Below are 22,505 nucleotides of genomic sequence, written 5' to 3'. Positions count from 1 at the left end.
GGACGCCGCCCCTCGCGTGTAGGAAACTGCGCCTCGATGTAAACGTTTACATCCTGACGGTTGCGGGCTTTGCCCGCTCCCCCGCCCCGCGCCATCCAGGCGTCGAACTGGAGATCCCGCCATGACTTTTTCCGCCTCGCTTCGCCACCTGGCCCTGGGCCTTTGTGCGACCGCCCTGCTGGTTACCGCTACGGCCAACGCGGCACCGCCCGCTACGGCCGCCGTCAAACTGAATGTCGACGCCAGCGCGCAAGGCACGCCGTTCCCGCATTTCTGGGAACACACGCTCGGCTCCGGCCGCGCCGCGCTGGCGCTGCGTGACGACTACCGCAAGGACTTGGACGCCGTGCACCAGGCCACCGGCGTCGGCTACATCCGCTTCCACGGCATCCTCGACCACGACGTGGGGCTGATCCAGCGCGACGCACAGGGCAAGATTTCCTACAACTTTTCCTACATCGACCAGATCTACGACGGCCTGCTCGAACGCGGCTTCAAGCCGTTCGTGGAACTGGGCTTCATGCCGCCGGAGCTGACTTCCGACCCCACCGCGCTGCACCCGTTCTGGTACCACCCGAACGTCGCGCCACCGAAGGACTATGCCGAGTGGGACGCGATGATCGGCGCGCTGGCGAAGCACCTGGTCGAGCGCTACGGCATCGACGAGGCGGCCAGCTGGTACTTCGAGGTGTGGAACGAGCCGAACATCGGCTTCTGGACCGGCAAGCCGGCGCAGGAAAGCTATTTCAAACTGTATGACCACACCGTGCGCGCGCTGAAGGCGGTCAGCCCACGCCTGCGCGTGGGCGGCCCATCCACCGCGCAGGCGGCGTGGACCACCGATTTCCTCGCCCACACGCACAAGAACAACGTACCGGTCGATTTCGTCAGCAGCCACGTCTACGGTGACGACACCGCCGGCAACGTGTTCCACAGCGACGAGAAGATCCCGCGCGCCGACATGGTCTGCCGCGCGGTGGACAAGGTGCACAAGGAAATCGCCGCCTCGCCCTACCCGCACATGCCGCTGATCTTCAGCGAGTACAACGCCAGCTACGCCAACCTGCCCAACGTCACCGACACCGTGTTCATGGGGCCGTGGCTGGCCAACACCATCCGCCAGTGCGCGGGCAAGGTCGAGACGATGAGCTACTGGTCGTTCTCCGACGTGTTCGAGGAACAGGGCATCGTGCGCAACCCGTTCTACGGCGGTTTCGGTCTGATCGCCGCCAACCGCATCGCCAAGCCCGCGTTCAACGCGTTCACGATCCTGCACAAGCTGGGCGACCGGCAGCTGGCGACGAAGTCGGACTCCGCCCTGATCACCCGGCGCGACGACGGCACGCTGGTGATCGCGCTGTGGAACTACGCCCCCCCGGTCGGCGATACCGCCAGCTACACGCCGGGCAAACCCGTCGGTGCGCCGAAGCGCTTCGATGTTGTCGTGAAGCAGCTGCCCGCCGCGGCCCGCGCCACCGTCTGGCGCGTGGACGAAACCCATGGCAACGCCGTCGCCGCATTCGACCGCATGGGTCGCCCCGACTTCCCCAGCCGCGCGCAGATCACCGAGCTGCGTGAAGCCGGCAAGCTGGCGGCGCCAGAGTCGGTGGACGTGCGCAGTAGCAAGTTCACGATCGACGTGCCGGTGCAGGGACTGGTGGTGGTGGAGTTGCGCTGAGGCGCTTGCACACCACTCCGTAGGGCGGGCACCGCCCGCCGCCCCCGGCCTCGGCCAAAAGCTGGCGGGCGGTGCCCGCCCTACGGAACGGCGCTGGTGGTGTCGGGGTCGACACCCGCCCGTTCGCCCATGAATACGTATGCATGGGCTGGTTGCTGCAGTGCGACGCTATCTACCATGCGGTGACAACCACTGTGCCGGCGCGCCACCCGCGGGCCGCGCGCTGGCACGACACCACAGTTGCAGGAGGGGCCATGCCGACCGGGCACATCATCCAGCGCGGGCCGCACGCGGCACGCGCATGTTGAGCATCCTCGCGGCGGCCATGCTGGCCGCCTCCGCCTCTGCCACCGCGCCGGCCTGGCACGACGGGCTGGACTGGCACGGCGTGCACGTCGCCATCAGCCGCGATGCGCAGCAGAACTACACGCTGGCCTGGCCCTACGGCCAGCGCGTGATCGCGGCGCAGCCGCTGCGCACGGAAACCGCCAGCCTGCTGTTCGACGGCCTGTTCGCGATGGCGCAGGACGACCTCAAGCAGGATTCAGTCAGCGCGATCCGCGACGGCGCGTTCGACCACGGCCAACCCATTCCCTGCCAGTGCTTCGAGACCGGCCTGAAGTGGCCATACGTGTGGACGCGCGACCTGTCCTACGCGATCGACCTGGGCCTGTGGCGCTTCGACCCGACGCGCTCGCGCAACGGGCTGAAGTTCAAGCTGTCCGACGTGCGCGTCCCGTCCGCGCCGCAGGGCTTGTACGCGATGCAGGACACCGGCTCGGGCGGCAGCTGGCCAATCAGCACCGACCGCGTGGTGTGGTTCCTCGGCGCGCGCCACCTGCTCGACGACACGGCTTTTGCCGGCGACGTGTACAAGGCGCTGGGCGATACGCTGGCGCAGGACCGCCAGTACGTGTTCGACGCCGCGTTCGACCTGTACCGCGGCGAGACCTCGTTCCTCGACTGGCGCGAGCAAACCTATCCGGCATGGACCGCGGATGAAGTGACCTTCATCGCGCAGTCCTACGCGCTGTCCACCAACGTGCTGCACTACCAGGCGCTGCAGCTGGCCGCGAGCCTGGCCGACACCCACCACGACGCGAAAGCCGCCGCCGGCTACCGCACCCGCGCGGCGGCGCTGAAGGCGGCGATCAATGCGCACTTCTGGCGCGCCGACCGCGGCATGTACATGAGCTACATCGGCGGCGACGGCACGCCGTACGACAGCTACGACCTGCTCGGCATCGCGCTGGCGGTCGACAGCGGCGTGGCCGACGGCGAACGCGCCCGCCAGACGCTGGCGAACTATCCCGCGTGGCCGGCGGGCAGCCCGGTGATCTGGCCGGAGCGCAGCGACCAGCCGATCTACCACAACCGTGCGATCTGGCCGTTCGTCAGCGCCTACGCGCTGCGGGCCGCGCGCAAGACGGAGCAGCCCGCACGCATCGCGCACGAGATCGAGTCGGTGCTGCGCGGCGCCGCGCTGTACGGCTCGAACATGGAAAACTACGAGCTGCTGACCCAGGGCCAGCACGTGGACGAAGGCAAGCTCAGCGGCCCGGTGGTGAATTCGCCGCGCCAGCTGTGGTCGGTGGCGGCGGCGCTGGCAGTGGTCACCGAAGGCGTGTTCGGCCTGAACGAGGACGGCAGCGTTGAGCCGAAGCTGCCGACCGCGCTGGTGCCAATGCTGTTCGGCCAGCGCCGCACAATCACGCTCGACCTGCGCGACCGGCAGATCACCCTGCAGTTGCCGGGGAAGGTCACCGGCAACCTGCTCGTCGCCGACCGCACCCGCACGCAGGGCACGGCGACCACGGTGACGCTGAAGGCGGTGCAGGTGCCCGACGCGCCGCTGCGCACCGACGCACCGCTGTACGCGCCGATCGCCCCTGCCGCGCCGCGGGTACACGCCGACGGCGGCGGCTGGCAGGTCAGCACGGACGGCAAGATGCGGCTCTATCTCAACGGCCGCGTGCACGGTGACATCGACAGCAGTACCCGCCTCGCTCCGCAGCCGGGCCTGGCCTGCCTCAGCACCACGCGGGTGGATGTGTACGGGCTGGAGTCGCTGCACAGCCCCGACACCTGCGTGGGCGAAACGGCGAAGGTCAACGGCAGCTGGCCGCGCACGTGGACCGCACCGGCCAGCGGCCGCTACCGCGTCGCGCTCGACTACGCCAACGATCACGGCCCGATCAACACCGGCGTCACCGCCGCGGTGAAGATGCTAGATGTCCGCTGCGACGGCAGCGACCCGCAGCGCCTGCCGATCGTGATGCCGCACAGCGTGCGCGCACAGCAGTCCACCTGGGCCAGCTTCACCGCGAAGGCCGGCAGCACCTGCCGCTTCGCCCTCGACGACGGATTCAACATGAGCTACCTCGCCCACTTCGCCCATTACACTGCCGACAATGGCAGCGGCGGCAACGGCGGCAGCAGCGGCCCGTTGAACCAGGCCGAGGTGCATGACCTGCTGATCGCCCCGCTCGCCGCCGGCCGGGGCGCCCCGTGAAGGACGGCAAGGTCTCACGCGCCAAACCCGAGCTGTCGTTCTGGCAGATCTGGAACATGTGCTTCGGCTTTCTCGGCATCCAGTTCGGCTTCGCGCTGCAGAACGCCAACGTCAGCCGGATCTTCCAGACGCTGGGCGCGAACGTGGACCAGATCCCGCTGCTGTGGATCGCCGCACCGTTCACCGGGCTGATCGTGCAGCCGCTCATCGGCTATTTCTCCGACCGCACCTGGAACCGCTTCGGCCGGCGCCGGCCGTACTTTTTCGCCGGCGCGGTGCTGGCCACGCTGGCGCTGCTGGCGATGCCGAACTCGCCCACGCTGTGGATCGCCGCGGGTCTGCTGTGGATCATGGATGCCTCGTTCAATGTGTCGATGGAGCCGTTCCGCGCCTTCGTCGGCGACCAGCTGCCGCCGAAGCAGCGCCCGCTGGGCTACGCGATGCAGAGTGTTTTCATCGGCGTGGGCGCAGTGGTCGCCTCGTTCCTGCCCTACGTGCTCACCCACTTCGGCGTAGCCAACACGGCGCCGGCCGGCGAAGTGCCGCACTCGGTGAAGTACGCCTTCTACGCCGGCGCGTTCGTGCTGCTGGCGGTGATGCTGTGGACCATCCTCAGCACCCGCGAGTACCCGCCGGAGCAGCTGGAGTCGTTCTCCGACAACCGCATCGAGGAGGCGCCCGGCAGCGTGGCCGGCGCGTGGAAGATCGGCGCGCTGCTGCTGCTGCTGGGGCTGGTGCTGCTGGGCCTGATCCGGCGTTTCGCGCTGGAGCAGGAGCTGTACCTGCTGGCCGGCGGCCTGGCCGGTTTCGGCGCGCTGTTCGTGTGGCTCAGCCGCACCCGCAGCGACGGCCCGCTGCGCCACATCATGGGCGACCTGCACGGCATGCCGCTGCCGATGCGCCGGCTGAACTGGGTGCAGTTCTTCTCGTGGTTCGCGATGTTCGCCATGTGGATCAACACCACCTCGGCGGTGTCGCAGACGTTCTACGGCTCCAGCGACACTACCTCGGTCGCCTATAACGAAGGGGCCAACTGGGCCGGCGTGCTGATGGGCACCTACAACGGCGTGGGCGTGTTGGCGGCGATCCTGATTCCGCTGCTGGTGCGCGCCTGCGGGCTGCGCTGGAGCCACCTGATCAATCTGTGCCTGGGCGGGCTGGGCCTGCTGTCGTTCCTGGTCATCCGCGACCCGCACTGGCTGATCGTCTCGATGGTGGGCGTGGGCTTCGCCTGGGCCTCGATCCTCTCACTACCCTACGCGATGCTGTCGGACAACCTGCCCGCGGCGAAGATGGGCGTGTACATGGGCATCTTCAATTTCTTCATCGTGATCCCGCAGTTGCTCGCCGCCAGCGTGCTGGGCGTGCTGCTGAAACTGCTCTTCCACAGCCAGCCGATCTGGGCGCTGGGCCTGGGCGGCGTAAGCCTGCTCGTCGCCGGGCTGTGCACGCTGCGCGTGCCGAAGCCCGAACAAACCTGATTCCGCATCGCCTGCAGGAGCGCACCCTGTGCGCGACGCTCTTGCGCCGTGCTACGAAGAGCGTCGCGCACAGGGTGCGCTCCTGCGACATCACGCATTTGCCGACGGAAACCGAACCATGACCGCCAAGCGCCTGCTTCCCGCCCTCGTCGCCACCCTCGCCTGCGGCCTCGCGCAGGCGGCCGCGCCGACCACCCCACCGGAGTTCGTCGGCACCGACGCGCCGTTCGCCTCCAACGCGATCTACTTCGTGATGACCGACCGCTTCGTCAACGGCGATCCGTCGAACGACCACCGCGACCAGGGCGGCGCGCATCGCACCTTCGACGTCCCGGTTGCTGGCGCGCCCAAGGGCGAGAGCGCGAACATCGGCTACCTCGGCGGCGACTTCAAGGGCGTGCTGGACAACGCCGGCTACATCCGCGGCATGGGCTTCGGCGCGGTGTGGATCACCCCGATCGTGGACAACCCCGACGAGGCATTCACCGGCGGCGACCCGGTGAGCTGGGGCTCGAAGTTCACCGACCGCGGCAAGACCGGCTTCCACGGCTACTGGGGCGTCAACTTCTACAAGCTCGACGAGCACCTGCCCAGCAAGGGCCTCGACTTCCGCCAGTTCACCGCGAAGATGCACTCGGCCGGGCTCAAGGTGGTGCAGGACATCGTGGTCAACCACGGCTCGCCCGCCTTCAGCATGCCGGTGCGCCAACCGCAGTACGGCCAGATCTTCGACAAGAACGGCAAGCTCGTTGCCGACCAGCAGAACCTGCCGCCGTACCAGCTGGACCCGGTACGCAACCCGCTGCACCGCTTCTACCACGCCTACGACGACCTGGTGCAGCTGTCCAACAACGACGACCAGAGCCCGGCCGTGCTCGACTACTTCGTGGGCGCCTACGAGCAGTGGATCGGCGAGGGCGCCGATGCCTTCCGCATCGACACCATCAGCCACATGTCCACCGCATTCTGGAAGCAGTTCAGCGCGCGCATCCGCGCGAAGCACCCCGGCTTCTTCATGTTCGGCGAGGCGTTCGACTACAGCCCCGACAACATCGGCCAGTACACCTGGCCTTCGAGCGGCGCCATCAGCGTGCTCGACTTCCCGCTGCGCGGTCGCATCGCCGAGGTGTTCGAGCGCCCCGGCAGCGACTACGCCCACCTGCTCGACCGCCTTTACCTGACCAACGGCCCGTACCAGAACCCGTACGAACTGGTCACCTTCTACGACAACCACGACATGGCGCGGCTGAAGACGGACGACGCCGGCTTCATCGACGCCAACAACTGGCTGTTCACCGCGCGCGGCATCCCGGCGATCTACTACGGCTCCGAGACCGGCTTCGAACGTGGCAACGCCGAGCACGAAGGCAACCGCAACTACTACGGCCAGCAGCGCATCGACAACGCCGCGAAAAGTCCGATCTACCGCCAACTCAAGCGCATCGCCTTGCTGCGCGAAAGCACCCCCGCCCTGCAACGCGGCCTAATGTTGCCGCTGCGCTTCGCCGGCAACCAGGCCGCGTTCTACCGCGTGTACCAGAAGGGCGATACGCACCAGATCGCGCTGGTGCTGCTCAACAAGGGCGATGCCATCGCATCATTCGACATCAGCGACTACCTGCAGCCCGGCCGCTGGCAGCCGGCGCTCGGCGGCAGTGCAATTGACGTGGCCGAGCACGGCCGCCTGCGCGCCCGCGTGCCGGCACACGATGTGCAGGTCTACCTGCTCGACGCCGCGGCGACCCACCCCGAGCTGGTCGCCGAGCTCACCCGGCTGATGGAAGAACGCGGGCACCCGGTGCACTGACGCGCCGGCGTCGCAACGGCGGGCGATCCGGCGCACACAGGCGCGCAGGCAACTTCACGTTTTGCTCGCGCCCGACTTGCCAGCATGCGCGAGGCGATCACGCACGATCGCCCGGGAGGCGCCATGTCGAACCAGCCCCGCTCGCCATCGCGGCGAGGTTTCCTGCGACAGTCGCTGGCCATCGCCCCGGCGGTCGGCCTGCTCGGCACCTCCGCGTTCGCGCCGACGCAACATGCCACGGCGGCCGCGCAGCCAAGCGCCTATGCGCCGCGCTACTTCACCGCGCCGGAGTGGGAGTTCCTGCAGGCCGCGGTGGATCGGCTGATTCCCGCCAACGAGGACGGTCCCGGTGCGCTCGAAGCCGGCGTGCCCGAATTCATCGACCGCGAGATGGAGGCTGCCTACGGGCACGGCGGCTTCTGGTACATGCAGGGGCCGTTCGTGCCCGACACGCCGTCCACGCTCGGCTACCAGCTGCGCTTCACGCCACGCGACCTCTACCGCACCGCCATCGCCGCCATCGACGACTGGTGCAGGAAGCAGCACGACAAGGATTTTCCCGCGCTGGCCCCGGAGGTGCGCGACGAGGTGCTGCACCAACTGGAGAAGGGCGGCATCACGCTCGAGCAGGTGCCGGCGGCCACGTTCTTCGCGCAACTGCTGCAGAACACCAAGGAAGGCTACTTCGCCGACCCGATGTATGGCGGCAACAGGCAGATGGGCGGCTGGAAGATGATCGGCTTCCCCGGTGCGCGTGCCGACTACGCCGACTGGATCGAGCAGCCGGGCAAGGTCTATCCGCTGGGCCCGGTGTCGATCCGCGGAGAGCGGCAGTCATGATCCGCATGAAGCCGGTGGACGTGGTGATCGTGGGCTTCGGCTGGACCGGCGCGATCATGGGCATGGAACTGAGCGAGGCCGGCGTGGAAGTGCTGGCGCTGGAGCGCGGCAACTACCAGGACACCTCGCCGGACTGGGCCTACCCCGGCATCGCCGACGAGCTGGCCTATGGCATCCGCGGCAAGCTGTTCCAGCCGCTGGCGCGGGAAACCATCACCATCCGCCACGCCGTCAGCGACACGGCGGTGCCCTATCGCCAGTACGGTTCGTTCCTGCTGGGCAACAACGTGGGCGGCGCGGGTACGCACTGGAACGGCCAGCACTACCGGCCTTCCCCGGAAGACCTGGAGTTCCGCAGCCACATCGCCAAGCGCTACGGCGAGAAGTTCATGCCGGCAGACATGCAGATCCAGGACTACGGGGTGGGCTACGACGAGCTGGAACCGTTCCTCGACCAGTTCGAGTACGTCTGCGGCACCTCGGGCCGCGCCGGCAACCTCAACGGCGCCATCCAGCAAGGCGGCAATCCCTTCGAGGGCGTGCGCAAACGCGCCTACCCCAACCCGCCGGTCGCCGATACCCAGGGCGCCAGACTGTTCGCCGACGCCGCCAGGGCCCTCGGCCACCAGCCGTTCCCGCAGCCGGCATCGAATGCCTCCCAGCCCTACACCAACCCCTATGGCGCACGGTTGGGGCCGTGCAACCTGTGCGGCTATTGCGAACGCTTCGGCTGCTACATGTATGCCAAGGCGACGCCGCAGACCACGATCCTGCCCGTGCTGATGCGGCGCAAGAATTTCACCCTGCGCACCGGCAGCCACGTGACGCGGATCAACCTCGACGCCGGCGGCAAACGCGCCACCGGCGTCACCTATGTCGACGCGCAGGGGAAGGAGATCGAGCAGCCGGCCGAGCTGGTCATCGTGGCCGCCTTCCAGATGCACAACGTGCGGCTGATGCTGCTTTCGGGCATCGGCAAGCCCTACGACCCGGCCACCGGCGCCGGTGTGATCGGCAAGAACTACGCGTACCAGATGATGAGCAGCATCGGCCTGTTCTTCGACAAGGACACCGCCATCAATCCATTCATCGGCGCGGGCGCCGGCGGTTCGCAGATCGTCGACGACTTCAACTCCGACCATTTCGACCATGGCCCGCTCGGCTTCATCGGCGGCGGCTACATCATCGGCGGTCAGACCGGCGGGCGGCCGATCCAGCAGCTGGCCGTGCCGCCCGGCACACCGGCTTGGGGCGCGGCATGGAAACGTGCGGCGAAGGACAGCTACCTGCATACCACGTTCGTCGGCACGCACGGCTCAGTGATGGCCTACCGCGACCGTTACCTCGACCTCGACCCCACCTACAAGGACGCGTTCGGCCAGCCGCTGCTGCGGATCACCTTCGACTGGCACGACAACGAGTACAAGATGACGCGCTACCTGACCGAGCGCGCCCAGGAGATCGTCGCCCGGATGAAGCCCCGGGCCACCTCGCAGACCCTGCGCAAGCCCGGCGACCATTACGACACCCGGCAGTACCAGACCACGCACACCACCGGCGGCGTGATCCAGGGCAACGACCCGGCCACCAGCGCGCTGAACCGCTTCCAGCAGAGCTGGGACGTGCCCAACGTGTTCGTGACCGGCGCATCGGCGTTCCCGCAGAACCTCGGCTACAACCCGACCGGCCTCATCGGCGGCCTCACCTACTGGTCGGCCAAGGCCATCCGCGAGACCTATCTCAAGCATCCCGGTCCCCTGGTGCAGACATGAACACTCCGTCCCGACGTCGACGCAGTGGCGGCTGGTGGCGCACCATCGTAGTGCTGGCCGTGCTGTTGTTGCTGGCGTGGCTGCCGACGAAGCTGTTCCGCGGCGGCGGCGACGCCGCGACCACCACGGCGGCGCCGACCGAAGCGCAGCTCAGGCAAGGCGAATACCTGGCCAGGGCGGGCGATTGCGCGGCCTGCCATACGGCGCCCGGCGGCAAGCCCTTCGCTGGCGGCTTGCCGATCGCGTCGCCGGTCGGCACCATCTACAGCACCAACATCACGCCCGACCCGAAGACCGGCATCGGCAACTACACCTACGGCCAGTTCGAACGCGCCGTGCGGCGCGGCATCGCGGACTCGGGGGAGACGCTCTATCCGGCGATGCCCTACCCCTCATTCGCCAAGGTGAGCGACCAGGACGTCCAGGCGCTGTACGCCTACTTCATGCACGACGTGGCTCCGGTGGAGCAGGCCAACCGCCGCAACGGCATCCCGTGGCCGCTGTCGATGAACTGGCCGCTGACGTACTGGCGCTGGCTGTTCGCGCCGACGGTGGCGCCGCCGACGGCAACCGCGGTGCAGGACCCGGCGTTGGCGCGTGGCGAATACCTGGTCGAGGGCCTCGGCCACTGCGGCGCCTGCCACACGCCGCGCTCGTTCACGCTGCAGGAAAAGGCACTCAGCGCCAGCGACGGCACGACCTACCTGAGCGGCGGCGAGAGCGACCACTGGATCGCCCCCAGCCTGCGCGGCGAAGCGGCGAGCGGGCTGGGCAGCGTCAGCGCGGAGGAACTGGTCGCCGTGCTCAAGACGGGACGCAGCGAGCACAGCGCCATCTTCGGCGGCATGGCCGACGTGGTCCAGCACAGCACGCAGTATCTCGACGACGGGGATCTCGCCGCCATCGCACATTTCCTGAAATCGCTGCCGCCGGCGCGGCAGGAGGCCGCGCTGGCCTATGACCCGGCGACCCACACCGCCCTGGCCGCGGGCAACGTCGGCGCAGCCGGCGCCCAGCTCTACCTCGACAACTGCGCGGCCTGCCATCGCAGTGACGGCCACGGCTACGGTCAGGTCTACCCTGCGCTGGCCGGCAACCCCGTACTTAACGGCAGCGACCCGGGCTCGGTGATCCGCCTGGTCCTGCACGGCGGCACCATGCCGTCCGGCCGCGACACGCCCACCCAGTTCAGCATGCCGGCCTTCCGCGAGCGGCTAGACGACAGCCAGCTGGCGACGCTGCTTACCTTCGTGCGCTCCAGCTGGGGCAACCGCGGTGGAGCGGTGGATGCGCAGCAGGTGGCACGCATGCGTAACCTGCCACCTGCAGGCAAGACCATGATGACCGGCTACGACCCACGCGCCCGGCAACCCTAAGTCCGTGGTTCCTCCCAGGGGTGTTCACCGGCAGCCCGCCCGCGGCAACCGTGGACACCGCAGACGGCGCCGTCAGCGGCGAATTCAACTCGGAAGTGCGGCTTCGCCGAGACCGGCGAGCACGTCTTTCCGCTGGGCACGCTCCACAGCGGGATATCGTCATGACACGATCCATCGCAGGCCCATCGTCGAACACCAGACCACGACGCGGAACATCGGGAGAATGGTCATGAACTACAAAAGCAGCTGCCACTGAGGCAGGGTGGTGTTCGAGGTGGAAGGCGAGATCGGGCAAAAGGTGTCAAGGACGAATGACACTTACTTAAGCCCCGTTCTCGCTGAGCGTAGCCCGCACAGCGGGCGGAGTCGAAGCGCCGCCAGGTGAGGGCCGCCCCCATCGCCGGCGTGTCCTTCGACTTCCTCGCTCCTCAGGACCGTGGCCATCCATGGCCACTCCCCGCGTGCGGCCTTCGGCCTACGCTCAGAGCCTGCCCCGGACTTGATCCGGGGACGAACGGGCTTAAGTAAGTGCCATTCGTGTCAGGGACATTTTCCGACGCGCCAGGATCAACAGCGCAGCTATCCCACGCAGGTGGCCTCGGTGCGCAAGCCGTAGCGCCTGGGCGGCAAACGTCGCCGAATGACAGCCGGCAAGCGGGATACCCACCGGCACCCTGGAATCAGCCCCGTCACCACCGACGATTGTGGGGATAAGACCTGGCACCCCGATTCATGAAAGATGCAATCGTGCCACCGTCCCTCACCTACACCAGTCGCCATCCGCAACTCCTTGTTGCACGGCAGGATTCGTCGACTTGACCGAGGAAAGCCGAAGGCCGAACATCGGGTGCATCTGCCCCGATGCGGAGCTTGCCAAGCGTCAGGCCGCACCCCATCGATCCCGCAACCCATGAAAAAAGCCTCATTCATGAGTATTCGCATATCGGAAAAGGAAAGTGGCCGCACGCTCGGAAATATCTCGGAGCGTGACCTGGAGATCCTGATCGACCACATGGAGGAGGAGTCGTCTACGGATCAGGACTACTTCGTCGAGCACACGGCGATCGATGTGCTGGAGCGCCTTGGCGCGAGCAGTGAGTTCATCTCCCTGCTCAGGCACGCAACAGGAACGTCCGAAGGGATTGATATCGTATGGTCCCGCAACTAGCTATGACCTGACGGTTCGCTCAAGTCGGGGGCCCGATCGCTTCGCGCATGGGCTCGACTTGGCTCCAATGTCAGACAGCACCAAGGAAAAATCCAAATGACTGAAAGAGTAAATCTCAGCAAATCCGCACCTGATTTGTACCAAACCGTGGCGAAGCTCGAACGACTTGCGTCCGACGCCCTGACGAAGGCAGGGTTCGCCGACGGCTTCTCGCATCTCTTGCGCCTGCGCGCCTCCCAGATCAACCACTGCGCCTTCTGTTGCCGACTGCACACACGGGACGCGCTTGCCAGTGGCGAGCCGGCGGATCGCATCGCTGTTCTTGCAGCATGGCAGGAAGCCGACTACTTCACCGGGAAAGAACGCGCCGCGCTGGAGCTCATCGAGGCGGTTACGCTGATCTCCGAGGGGCAGGTACCGGATACGGTTTACGATCTGGCGGCGGCAACCCTGTCCGCCGACGAAATATCAGCGGTCGAATGGCTGGCGATCGTCATCAACGCCTGGAACCGCATCGCAACCTCCAGCCGCTATTCGGTCAAGCCATAGGCAAAAAGTGTCAGGGACATTTTCCCAGACGGCCCAGCTGACCCGCCGGGTGCTGGCCGCGGCGCTGCGTCAACGCCAACCAGCGGCCGGCACTTTGCTGCACAATGATCACGGCGTGGAGTTCCCGGCTGGTGACTTCAAGCAGGCACTGGCCAGCGCCGGGTTCTTCCAGAACGTCAACCACCCGCATCGCATGACCGACAGCGCGCGCATGGAGACTCCGAAAATGAATACGAGTATGCGCGAGATGTCGGGGGTGCGAACCACCGGCGTCAGGTCGTACGGCTTGGCAAGACTCCTCGGACTGATTCCCGCCGTGGCGGCCATCGGCTATCCATTCTGGCTCGATGGCTTCCACATGGCGGTCGGCGGCCCCGCGGCAACTGGGTCCGCGTCGATTCCGCTCGCCGTCGTGATGCTCGCTGGTGTGTTCCTCACGCCCGCCGTCGGGTTTGCCTTCGCCTGGAAGCTTCCCGGGCCCACCAGCATGCGCCGACTCGCCTACGCCACCGTCATGGCGCCAACGCTCTACGTCTTTCTGGGCGTCGTGACCTACATGGTCAAGAGCCGTCTGCCTGACGAGGTTGTCTGGTCGGTGCTGTGGGTGGCCATGGCGGGGATTGCGCTCGCGAGCCCCGATACCGAGAAGCCCGCGAACGGACCCTGCAGCGTCACCCGCTGGCGGGTCGTTCACGGCATTACGGCAGCCGTGATCGTCTTCTACATCGCCTTTCACGTGATCAACCACGTGTTCTTCCTTGCCTCGTCGGAAACGTACAACGCCGTTCAGCACATCGGCGCGACCGTTTACCGGAACCCCATTGTGCAGCCGATCCTGGTGTTGCTACTGCTCTTGCAGACGATAACCGGCATGCGTCTGTTTTGGCACTGGAGCGGCAAACGCGGCGACGTTTTCCGCAGCTTTCAATTGGCCGCGGGTCTGTATCTCGCCGTCTACGTCATCGGACACCTGGACTCGGTATTCGTTTACGCCCGCAGCTACCTGAACACTCCGAGTGATTGGGCATTTGCCGTGGGCGCCCCGGACGGCATCATCCACGGGGCATGGAATATCCGGCTGCTGCCGCACTACCTGCTGGGGGTCTTCTTCGTGCTTGGCCATCTTGCCTCGGGCGCGCGCGGAATACTTCTCGCGCACGGGGTGGGCCGGCGCGTGGTTGATCGCGGCTGGATACTCACGGTCAGCGCAAGCATGATCCTGGCGATCGTCATCGTGCTCGGGATGTCGGGTATGCGAATCTAGCCCCATTTTTTGCCATGTCATCCAAAAGAAGTAAGCCTCGCCCCTCACACTGGCGAGCATTGAGCGTGGGATTAATTGGCCACGTCCCCTTTTCCCGCACCTTTTCCCGCAGCGGGCGGAGTCGAAGCGCCGCCAGGTCAGTGCCGCCCCATTGCCGGCGTGTCCTTCGACTTCGGCCTGCGCTCAGAGCCTGCCCCGGACTTGATCCGGGGACAAACGGGGCTTAAGTAAGTGCCATTCGCGTCAGGGGTATTTTGTGTTCCCCACGGCAAATGCACCGATCGGTGCGTTGCTTTTCCCTCGGCTTGACGCCCGAGTGACGGCGACCGAGCATCCATCCACATGCCCCGATTCGGGCCTGACAGGGATCAAGTGCCCTCTGGAGGTTCCGTTGCCCGTCATACGAAAAGCCAGCCGCAGCGACGCAGGGCCACTCTCCCGGCTTGCCGAGGCGACGTTCCGAACCACCTTTGGCGCCGTGAATACGGGTGAAGACATGGATCTTCATTGCCGGACCAGCTACAGCGAGGCCATCCAATCGGGCGAGATTGCCAGCCCGAACATGCTTACGTTGATGTGCGAGGATGGCGAAGGGCTCATAGGGTTTGCCCAACTGCGCTGGGGTGACGCGCCGGATTGCGTTCCAGCCCAATCCCCGGGCGAGGTCCAGCGGCTGTACATAGTTGATGATTGGCACGGCAACGGCATCGCGCAGGAGCTGATGGGCGCCTGTATCGGAGCGTTGCAGGCACGCGGCTCGGACGTGGCCTGGCTGGGCGTGTGGGAACGCAACCCGCGGGCGATCTCGTTCTACCGGAAGTGCGGCTTCGTCGAGGTCGGTGACCACGTTTTTCCGCTGGGCAACGACCCGCAGCGGGATATCGTGATGGCACGATCCATCGCGGGCCCATCGTCGAACATCGCGCCCCGACGCGGGACATCGGAAGTCCGGTCATGAATGACAAAGGCAACTGCCACTGCGGCAAGGTGGCGTTCGAGGTGGAAAGCGAGATCGGGGAAGCGCTGGCGTGCAACTGCTCGATCTGCCAGCGCAGGGGTTCGCCGCTGTGGTTCGTGCTGTGCGAGAAGCTCCACCTGCTCACGCCCGAGGACGCCACCAGCAGCTACACGTTCAACAGGCACGCCGTCCAGCACCGGTTCTGTCCGGTCTGCGGCATGCATCCGTACGCCGAAGGTACGAACCCGAAGGGCAACGCGATGGCCGCGATCAACATCCGCCGCATCGAGGGCATCGAGCTTTCGGCGATCCCGGTCCGGCACTACGATGGCCGTGCGCGGTGAAACGCGGGCCGGCCCTTGCTGCCACGAAACAGCCTGCGGCCCATCCGTGAACGCCACGCCCCACGCAAAGAGGTGAATCCATGCGCCACCTGATCACTTTCGCCATCTTCCTCGCGGCCATCGCCGCCTATGCCATCGGCCTCGGCCCGCTGTACTTCGGCGCTCCGCTGGTCGGCAGCGTGCTGGTGCTCGCCGGCGTGCTGTTCGAGCTGGCGTTCTGGCTTCGACTGTTCCGCAAGACGCCCACAGCATCGTCGGCCGGCAAATGAGCCGGCGCCAATAGCAGCATGAGCATGAACGACGCAGCCTACGCCGTCCTCCACGCCATCCCGAGCGGCAGCGTCTACCACGCCCTGCGCACCGGTGCAGGGCTCAGCGCGAAGTCCGAAGATGCGGCCGCGCGCGGGCTGCCGGGCTCGCTGTTCGCGGTGCAGATCCTGCATCGCGGCGAGCCGGTCGGCATGGGCCGCGTCATCGGAGACGGCGGATGCTTCTACCAGGTGGTGGACATCGCGGTGCTGCCTGGGCACCAGGGCAAGGGCCTGGGCAAGCGCATCATGCGGGAGATCATGGACTACCTCGACGCAAACGTGCCGCCCGGCGGCTACGTCAGCCTGATCGCGGACGGCAGGGCGCAGGAGCTGTATGCCGGGTTCGGCTTCGAACCGACCGCGCCGGCGGGCGTCGGCATGGCGTACCAGCCCAGGAGCGTGCGGCCGGCGAGCTGATCGCTTGCGCCTGTCGCGGGGACTGCCATGAGCCACGCCGTCTCGAATCTCGCCGAACTGCTGCACTCGATGCATCCCGTGCTGAACCGCGGCGTGTATGTATTCGTCGCGCTGCCCGGCGGCAGCATCCCCACTCGCGTCGAACCGATCGCCACCTTCCGAGAGCACGAGGGACTCACGCTCATCGTCGAGGAGCAGCAGGCGGTAGATGCCGGGCTGGCGGTGCTGTTCCGCGCCGCGTGGATCACCCTGACCGTGCATTCCGACCTGCACGCCGTCGGCCTGACCGCCGCCGTGGCGGCTGCGCTGGCCGAGGCCGGCATCAGCTGCAACGTCGTCGCCGCCGCGTGTCACGACCACCTGTTCGTGCCCGTCGAGTCAGCCAGCCAGGCGCTCGCCGCACTGTGGGCGCTGCAGGAACGTGCCGGCGCCGCCTGAGCGAACGCCGCCGATCCGCTACGCGCGCCCCTCGCCGAAACGCTCCCCGGCCTGCTCCACATTCAGGGCCGGGCCGAGGTGGTTGCCTTGCAGTTCATCGCAGCCGGCGGCGGCGAGGAAGTCCGCCTGTGCCTGGGTCGCCACGCCTTCGGCGGCGACATGCATGTGCAGTGCGTGCGCCACCTCGATGATGGTGCGCACGATCGCCGCGTCGGCGGCGCCCGCTGGCAGCTCGCGCACGAAGGCCTGGTCGATCTTCAGCTTGTCGATCGGGAATTGCTTGAGGTAGGCCAGGCTGGAATAGCCGGTGCCGAAATCGTCCAGCGACAAGCAGATGCCCAGCGCCTTCAGCTCGGCCAGCGTGCGCTGCACGCGCCACACGTTCTCCATGAACGAGCTCTCGGTGATCTCGATGTCCAGCATCGCCGCCGGCACGCCGTACTGCTGCAGGGCCGCGCCGACCTGCGCCGCCAGACCGGGGCGCTGCAACTGCTGTGCCGACATGTTCACCGCGACGGTGAAGTCGCGATGGCCGCGGTCCAGCCACGCCCGCAGTTGCCGGCAGGCCGCGTCGAGCACCCACTCGCCGATCTCGGGCATCAGACCCAGCGCTTCGGCGATCGGGATGAAACGCCCCGGCGGGACCTGGCCGAGCTGGCGGCTGTTCCAGCGCAGCAACGCCTCGAAACCGGTCAGCCGACGGTCGGTGGCGCGATACTGCGGCTGGTAGTGGAGTTCCAACTCGCCGCGCCGGATCGCATCGCGCAGCTGGTTGCCCATCACCAGGCGGTCTTCCAGATCGCGCATCTGCTCGACCGAGAACTCGGACACCCGGTCACGTCCCTCCCGCTTGGCCTGGTTCATCGCGGCCTCGGCCCGGCGCAGCAGGTCGTTTGGATCGGTGCCGTGGTCGGGCGAATGGCTGATGCCGACGCTGGCGGTCAGCAGCAGGCGGTAATCGCTGCCCTCGACCGGTTCGGCCACGGCGGCACGCAGGCGCTCGGCCAACGCCAGTGCGCCGTCCGCCGACAGGCCGGCCGCCGTCACCACGAACTCGTCGCCGGCGAAGCGGGCGATCCGGCCCTGCTCGGCCAACGCCGCCTGCAGGCGACCGGCCAGTTGCCGCAGCACATCGTCGCCGCTCAGGTGACCCACCGATTCGTTGACGCCCTGGAAGCGGTCCAGCCCGATCACCAGCACCCAGACCGGCTCCGTGCTGTCCTTCAGCAGGTCGCTCACCTCGCGCCCGAGCAGCAGGTGCTGCGGCAGGCCGGTAACCGGGTCGTGGCTGGAGGCACGGGCCAGCTCAGCCTCGACCCGGCGCCGCTCGGTGATGTCGCGCGCCACCGCGTAGAGCAGGCCGTCGGGCGCGGCGAACGAGACCCACTCCAGCAACCGCTCGCTGCCGTCGCGGCAGCGGCAACGGTTGACGAACTCGTGTACGCGCCCGCAGGACTGGCCGCTCGCCAGCATCGGGTCGGCATCGTCGCCGGGGTTCTGCGGCAGCAGGAATTCGCGGTAAGGCCGCGAGGTCAGCTCGCTGGCGCCGTAGCCGGTCAGGTGCGGCAGCGACGGGTTGAACCGCAGCAGCCGCCCGCTGCGCGGGTCGAGGATGCAGAAGATCTCCTGCGACAACTCGAAGAAGCGGTTGCGTTCGCGCAGGCACGCGACCAGGCGCTCGCTCTCGATCGCGATGCCGGTGATCGGCAACATCTGATCGATGCTGTGCAGTTCCTCCTCGCGTGGCTCGCGCGGCTCGCGGAAATACACCGCGAACGTGCCGAGCACTTCCTTGTGGCTGCCGAGCACCGGCGTCGACCAGCACGCCTTGAGGCCATGCGCCAGCGCCACTTCCCGGTAGTTCTCCCAGTACGGGTGGCTGGCGATGTCGGCCACCACCACCCGCTCGCCGCGCCACGCAGCGGTGCCGCACGAGCCATGCGCCTCGCCGATCTCCTGCCCGTGCATGGCGCGGTTGTACGCGTCCGGCAGGCTGGGTGCGGCGCCATGCAGCACGTGCCGGCCGTTGTCATCGAGCAGCAGCAGCGAGCACAACGCGCCGGGGTTCATCGTCTCGTGCAGGCGCGCGATCCGTTCCAGGCTTTCCACCAGCGGCCGCTGCGCCGCGATACCTTCCAGGATCTCGTGCTGGCCGGTCGCCAGCTGCTCGGCGCGCTTGCGCTCGGTGATGTCGCGGAAATAGATCGTCAGCCCGTCCGCCGACGGATAGATGCGGTTCTCGAACCAGCGATGGTACGGCGGGTAGAACGCCTCGACGTGTTGCGGGCACTGTTCGACCATCGCCTTTTCGTAGGCGAGCTGGAACGGGTACCCGATGCCTTCGGGAAACTCCGTCCAGATGTGCCGACCGATCAGTTCTTCCGCCTTGCGCCCGAAAAGCTGACAGGCGGTGGAGTTCAGGTAGGTATAGCGCCAGTCCCGGTCCAGCGCCATGTAGGCGTCGGTGACCCGCTCGAATACCTGATGAAAGTCCAGCTCCAGCCGTGGTTGATCCATGGTGCGAGCGTCCGTCACGCCAGTGGCTATGACAGTGGCAGATTATGCGATTGCATGCAAAGGCGGTAGTGGCGCCGCGCAGCGATGATCTCAGAGCTTGTGAAGAAAACCACATCCTGTGGTTTTCTTCGATCGCGAGTCCGGTACACGCCCGGACTCGCTCACATGAAACAGTCACTGGCGTGACTGTTTCATGCCCGGCCCTCGGGCAACCGCTCCTGCGTTGCCTCAACTCGGGCATCCATGCCCTCGCCATGCCATCGCCGTGGCCGGCCTGAGCGGTTGAAAAAATCACAACCTCTCAGCGTAGGCTGGAGCGCCGCACCACCAGCTTCACCGGCAGCACCTCGCTGTCCACCGGCTCGCCGCGGATCAGGCCGAGCAGGCTGTCCACCAGCACCTCGCCGGCCTGCTTGGTGTCCTGCAGCACGGTGGTCAGCGGCGGGTTGACGAAGCTGGCGGTGGCGATGTCGTCGAAGCCGGCCAGCGCCACGTCCTGCGGCACGCGCAGGCCATGGTCGCTGAGCGCGCGCATGGCGCCGATCGCGATCAGGTCGCTGGCGGCGAATACCGCGTCGAGGCCGACCTCGCGCAGGATCAGGCTGCGCATCGCCTCGTAGCCGGAGTGCTCGGTGCTCTCGGCGTTCTCCTGCAGCGCCGGGTCCACTTCCACGCCCGCCTGCTGCAAGGCATCGACGTAGCCGCGATAGCGGCCGAAGAACTCGGGATAGTGGCTGGAGGCGTCGCCGAGGAAGGCGATGCGGCGGCAGCCGCGTTCCAGCAGATGCGCGGCCACCGCCTGGCCGCCACGGAAGTTGTCGCAGCCGATCGACACGCCGGGCTGATCCGCCAGCACCGCGCCCCAGCGCACGAAGCGGGTGCCCTGCGCCACCAGCTTCTCCAGCTTGTCGGTATACGCCAGGTAGTCGCCGTAGCCGAGCAGGATCAGGCCGTCGGCCTTCTTGCTGTCGGCGAAATCGGCGTGCCAGTCGCGCGAGAACTGCTGGAACGAGATCAGCAGGTCGTAGCCCTGCAACGCGCAGGCGCGGGTGATCGAGCCCAGCATCGACAGGAAGAACGGGTTGATGTGCGACTCGTCGGCGGTGGGGTCCTCGAAGAACAGCAGCGCCAGCGTGCCGGTGTGCATCCGGCGCAGGTTGGAGGCGTTCTTGTCGACCTTGTAGTTGAGCTGGTCGGCGGCTGCCTGGATGCGCCGCCGGGTTTCCTCATTGACCAGCGGGCTGCCGCGCAGCGCGCGCGACACCGTGGCCTGGGATACCCCGGCCAGGTGGGCAATGTCGATCGATGTGGCTTTTCCCTTCATCCGCGGCCTGATCCGCCATCCGCTTTTCCGGCACGGTGCCGGGGCCCCCGAATCCTAGCCGGTTTGCCCGTCGCCTGTCGTATACCGCCCGCCTCGCCTCGCGGCAGGCGCAGTCCGCTGCCGGCGCCACCGACCGGGGCGCGGTATGCCCGATGGCCTTCATGCGCGCATGTCCTCCAGCTCGATGCCCTTGGTCTCGCGCACGCCGGCCAGCACGAACAGCAGCGACAGCAGCGCGAAGCCGGCGTACAGCCCATATGCGAAGGTGAGGCCCAGCTCGGCCAGCGCCGGGAACGTGCTGGTGATCGCGAAGTTGGCCAGCCACTGCGCCGCCGCGGCCACCGCCAGCGCGGTGGCGCGGATCCGGTTGGGGAACATCTCGCCCAGCAGTACCCACACCACCGGGCCCCAGCTCACCCCGAAGAACACCACATAGGCGTTCGCCGCGACCAGCGCCACCACGCCGGTGGCGCCGGGCAGGCTCAGCGTGGCGCCGCTGCCGGTGGCCTGCGAGAAGCACCACGCCATCAATCCCAGGGTGATCGCCATGCCGGCCGAGCCGACCACCAGCAGGGGTTTGCGGCCGACCTTGTCGACCAGCGCGATCGCCACCAGGGTGACCAGCACGTTGACGATCGAAGTGACCACGGTGATGGTGAACGAGTCGGCCTCGCTGAAGCCCACCGAATGCCACAACGTGGACGAGTAGTAGAAGATCACGTTGATGCCCACGAACTGCTGGAACACCGACAGCAGGATGCCGACCCACACCACCGGCAGCAGGCCCGCCGTCTTGCCGCACAGGTCGCGCAGGCGCGGCTTGTGTTCGGAACGCAGGCTGTCCTCGATGTCGCGCAGCTTGTTGTCCAGCGCGGTTTCGTTGTGCATGTTCAGCACGTTGCGCAGCACCACGCGGGCCTCGTCGAGGCGGCCCTTGGCGACCAGGTGGCGCGGCGATTCCGGCACGCCCAGCACCAGGGTGCCGTAGACCAGCGCCGGCAGCGTCGCCACCAGGAACATCCAGCGCCACGCCGCCAGCCCCAGCCACAGCGGCTCAGTCGCGCCGCCGGCCACGCCGGCCAGCCAGGCGTCGCTGAGCAGCGCCGCGAAGATGCCCAGCACGATCGCCAGCTGCTGCATCGAACCGAGCCGGCCGCGGATGTGCGCCGGCGACACCTCGGCGATGTAGGTGGGCGCGATCACCGAGGCCACGCCCACGCCGACACCGCCGACCAGCCGCCACAGCACCAGGTCCCACACTCCGGTGACCAGCCCCGAGCCCAGCGCGCTGGCCACCAGCAGCGCCGCCGCCACCTGCATGGTGCGCACGCGGCCGAAGCGGTTCGCCAGCATGCCGGCATACCAGGCGCCCACCGCCGAGCCGAGCAGCGCGCAGGACACCGCGAAGCCGATCTGCGCCGCATCCAGCGCGAAGCCGCCGCGCACCGCGTCGACTGCGCCATTGATCACCGCCGTGTCGAAACCGAACAGGAACCCGCCCAGCGCCGCCGCCGCCGAGATCAGCACCACCCGCGCGGTGGCACGCTGGCCCAGCCCGTCGCCCGTCACCTCCATCATGCCCATCGCGCCTCCCCAACGTCATGGCATCAAGATGCGCCCGAGTCTGCACCGTGGCGACTGACTGTGTCCGGGTGAATACGTATGCAGTGAAGGGATTCGGGATTCGGGATTCGGGATTCGGGATTCGGGATTCGGGATTCGGGATTCGGGATTCGGGATTCGGGATTC

At 67.3% G+C, this 22,505-nt stretch carries 18 protein-coding genes; 15 read left to right on the top strand and 3 right to left on the bottom strand.

The window, feature by feature from the left end; all coding sequences use genetic code 11:
* Positions 1-121 precede the first annotated feature (121 nt).
* The 15 genes from AC3WTD_RS09540 to AC3WTD_RS09470 all read left to right on the top strand — a co-directional run bounded on the left by AC3WTD_RS09540 (position 122) and on the right by AC3WTD_RS09470 (position 16,915).
* Positions 122-1,678 (top strand): GH39 family glycosyl hydrolase, encoded by a 1,557-nt coding sequence (locus tag AC3WTD_RS09540; RefSeq protein ID WP_492613642.1) that lies wholly within the window; start codon positions 122-124, stop codon positions 1,676-1,678.
* Positions 1,679-1,979: 301 nt separating this feature from the next.
* Complete coding sequence (locus AC3WTD_RS09535; RefSeq protein ID WP_492613641.1) at positions 1,980-4,190, top strand: alpha-L-rhamnosidase-related protein; 2,211 nt, start codon at positions 1,980-1,982, stop codon at positions 4,188-4,190.
* Between the two features lie 56 nt (positions 4,191-4,246).
* Positions 4,247-5,671, top strand: a complete 1,425-nt coding sequence (locus tag AC3WTD_RS09530) for an MFS transporter (protein WP_492613674.1) — start codon at positions 4,247-4,249, stop codon at positions 5,669-5,671.
* 118 nt (positions 5,672-5,789) lie between these two features.
* The gene (locus tag AC3WTD_RS09525; protein ID WP_492613640.1) at positions 5,790-7,478 is read left to right on the top strand and encodes an alpha-amylase family glycosyl hydrolase; all 1,689 of its coding nucleotides are present in this window, start codon (positions 5,790-5,792) and stop codon (positions 7,476-7,478) included.
* A gap of 123 nt (positions 7,479-7,601) precedes the next feature.
* Positions 7,602-8,318, top strand: a complete 717-nt coding sequence (locus AC3WTD_RS09520; protein ID WP_027492579.1) for a gluconate 2-dehydrogenase subunit 3 family protein — start codon at positions 7,602-7,604, stop codon at positions 8,316-8,318.
* A complete protein-coding gene (locus tag AC3WTD_RS09515) occupies positions 8,315-10,090 on the top strand; it encodes a GMC family oxidoreductase (protein WP_492613639.1) in 1,776 nt (591 codons plus the stop codon). The genes AC3WTD_RS09520 and AC3WTD_RS09515 overlap by 4 nt, the downstream gene beginning before the upstream one ends.
* Positions 10,087-11,466, top strand: coding sequence for a c-type cytochrome (locus AC3WTD_RS09510; RefSeq protein ID WP_492613638.1), 1,380 nt, complete (start codon positions 10,087-10,089; stop codon positions 11,464-11,466). Before AC3WTD_RS09515 ends, AC3WTD_RS09510 begins: the two co-directional genes overlap by 4 nt.
* A gap of 910 nt (positions 11,467-12,376) precedes the next feature.
* A complete protein-coding gene (locus AC3WTD_RS09505) occupies positions 12,377-12,634 on the top strand; it encodes a hypothetical protein (RefSeq protein ID WP_037089594.1) in 258 nt (85 codons plus the stop codon).
* A 96-nt stretch (positions 12,635-12,730) separates the two neighbouring features.
* Positions 12,731-13,183 carry a carboxymuconolactone decarboxylase family protein gene (locus tag AC3WTD_RS09500; RefSeq protein ID WP_027492581.1) on the top strand — a complete coding sequence of 151 codons (453 nt, stop codon included), beginning with the start codon at positions 12,731-12,733 and terminating at the stop codon, positions 13,181-13,183.
* 7 nt (positions 13,184-13,190) lie between these two features.
* Entirely contained in the window at positions 13,191-14,447 is a 1,257-nt protein-coding gene (locus AC3WTD_RS09495; RefSeq protein WP_492613637.1) for a hypothetical protein, read from the top strand.
* Between the two features lie 391 nt (positions 14,448-14,838).
* Positions 14,839-15,405, top strand: coding sequence for a GNAT family N-acetyltransferase (locus AC3WTD_RS09490; protein ID WP_492613636.1), 567 nt, complete (start codon positions 14,839-14,841; stop codon positions 15,403-15,405).
* Positions 15,402-15,749, top strand: coding sequence for a GFA family protein (locus AC3WTD_RS09485; protein WP_027492584.1), 348 nt, complete (start codon positions 15,402-15,404; stop codon positions 15,747-15,749). The genes AC3WTD_RS09490 and AC3WTD_RS09485 overlap by 4 nt, the downstream gene beginning before the upstream one ends.
* Positions 15,750-15,829: 80 nt before the next feature.
* Positions 15,830-16,018 carry a hypothetical protein gene (locus AC3WTD_RS09480; RefSeq protein WP_027492585.1) on the top strand — a complete coding sequence of 63 codons (189 nt, stop codon included), beginning with the start codon at positions 15,830-15,832 and terminating at the stop codon, positions 16,016-16,018.
* Between the two features lie 24 nt (positions 16,019-16,042).
* A complete protein-coding gene (locus AC3WTD_RS09475; RefSeq protein WP_492613635.1) occupies positions 16,043-16,477 on the top strand; it encodes a GNAT family N-acetyltransferase in 435 nt (144 codons plus the stop codon).
* A 27-nt stretch (positions 16,478-16,504) separates the two neighbouring features.
* A complete protein-coding gene (locus AC3WTD_RS09470; RefSeq protein WP_492613634.1) occupies positions 16,505-16,915 on the top strand; it encodes an ACT domain-containing protein in 411 nt (136 codons plus the stop codon).
* An 18-nt stretch (positions 16,916-16,933) separates the two neighbouring features.
* On the opposite strand, the gene AC3WTD_RS09465 is transcribed toward AC3WTD_RS09470, so the two are convergent.
* The 3 genes from AC3WTD_RS09465 to AC3WTD_RS09455 form a co-directional block, all read right to left on the bottom strand.
* Positions 16,934-19,432: a sensor domain-containing protein gene (locus AC3WTD_RS09465; RefSeq protein ID WP_492613633.1), complete on the bottom strand. Its 2,499-nt coding sequence runs from the start codon at positions 19,430-19,432 to the stop codon at positions 16,934-16,936.
* A 301-nt stretch (positions 19,433-19,733) separates the two neighbouring features.
* The gene (locus tag AC3WTD_RS09460; protein ID WP_008434020.1) at positions 19,734-20,756 is read right to left on the bottom strand and encodes a LacI family DNA-binding transcriptional regulator; all 1,023 of its coding nucleotides are present in this window, start codon (positions 20,754-20,756) and stop codon (positions 19,734-19,736) included.
* Between the two features lie 159 nt (positions 20,757-20,915).
* Positions 20,916-22,340 carry a sugar porter family MFS transporter gene (locus AC3WTD_RS09455; protein WP_492613632.1) on the bottom strand — a complete coding sequence of 475 codons (1,425 nt, stop codon included), beginning with the start codon at positions 22,338-22,340 and terminating at the stop codon, positions 20,916-20,918.
* Positions 22,341-22,505 lie beyond the last annotated feature (165 nt).

It is taken from the genome of Rhodanobacter sp. FW106-PBR-R2A-1-15 (genome assembly GCF_058789735.1).
This window is presented reverse-complemented; position numbering and strand designations above follow the sequence as displayed.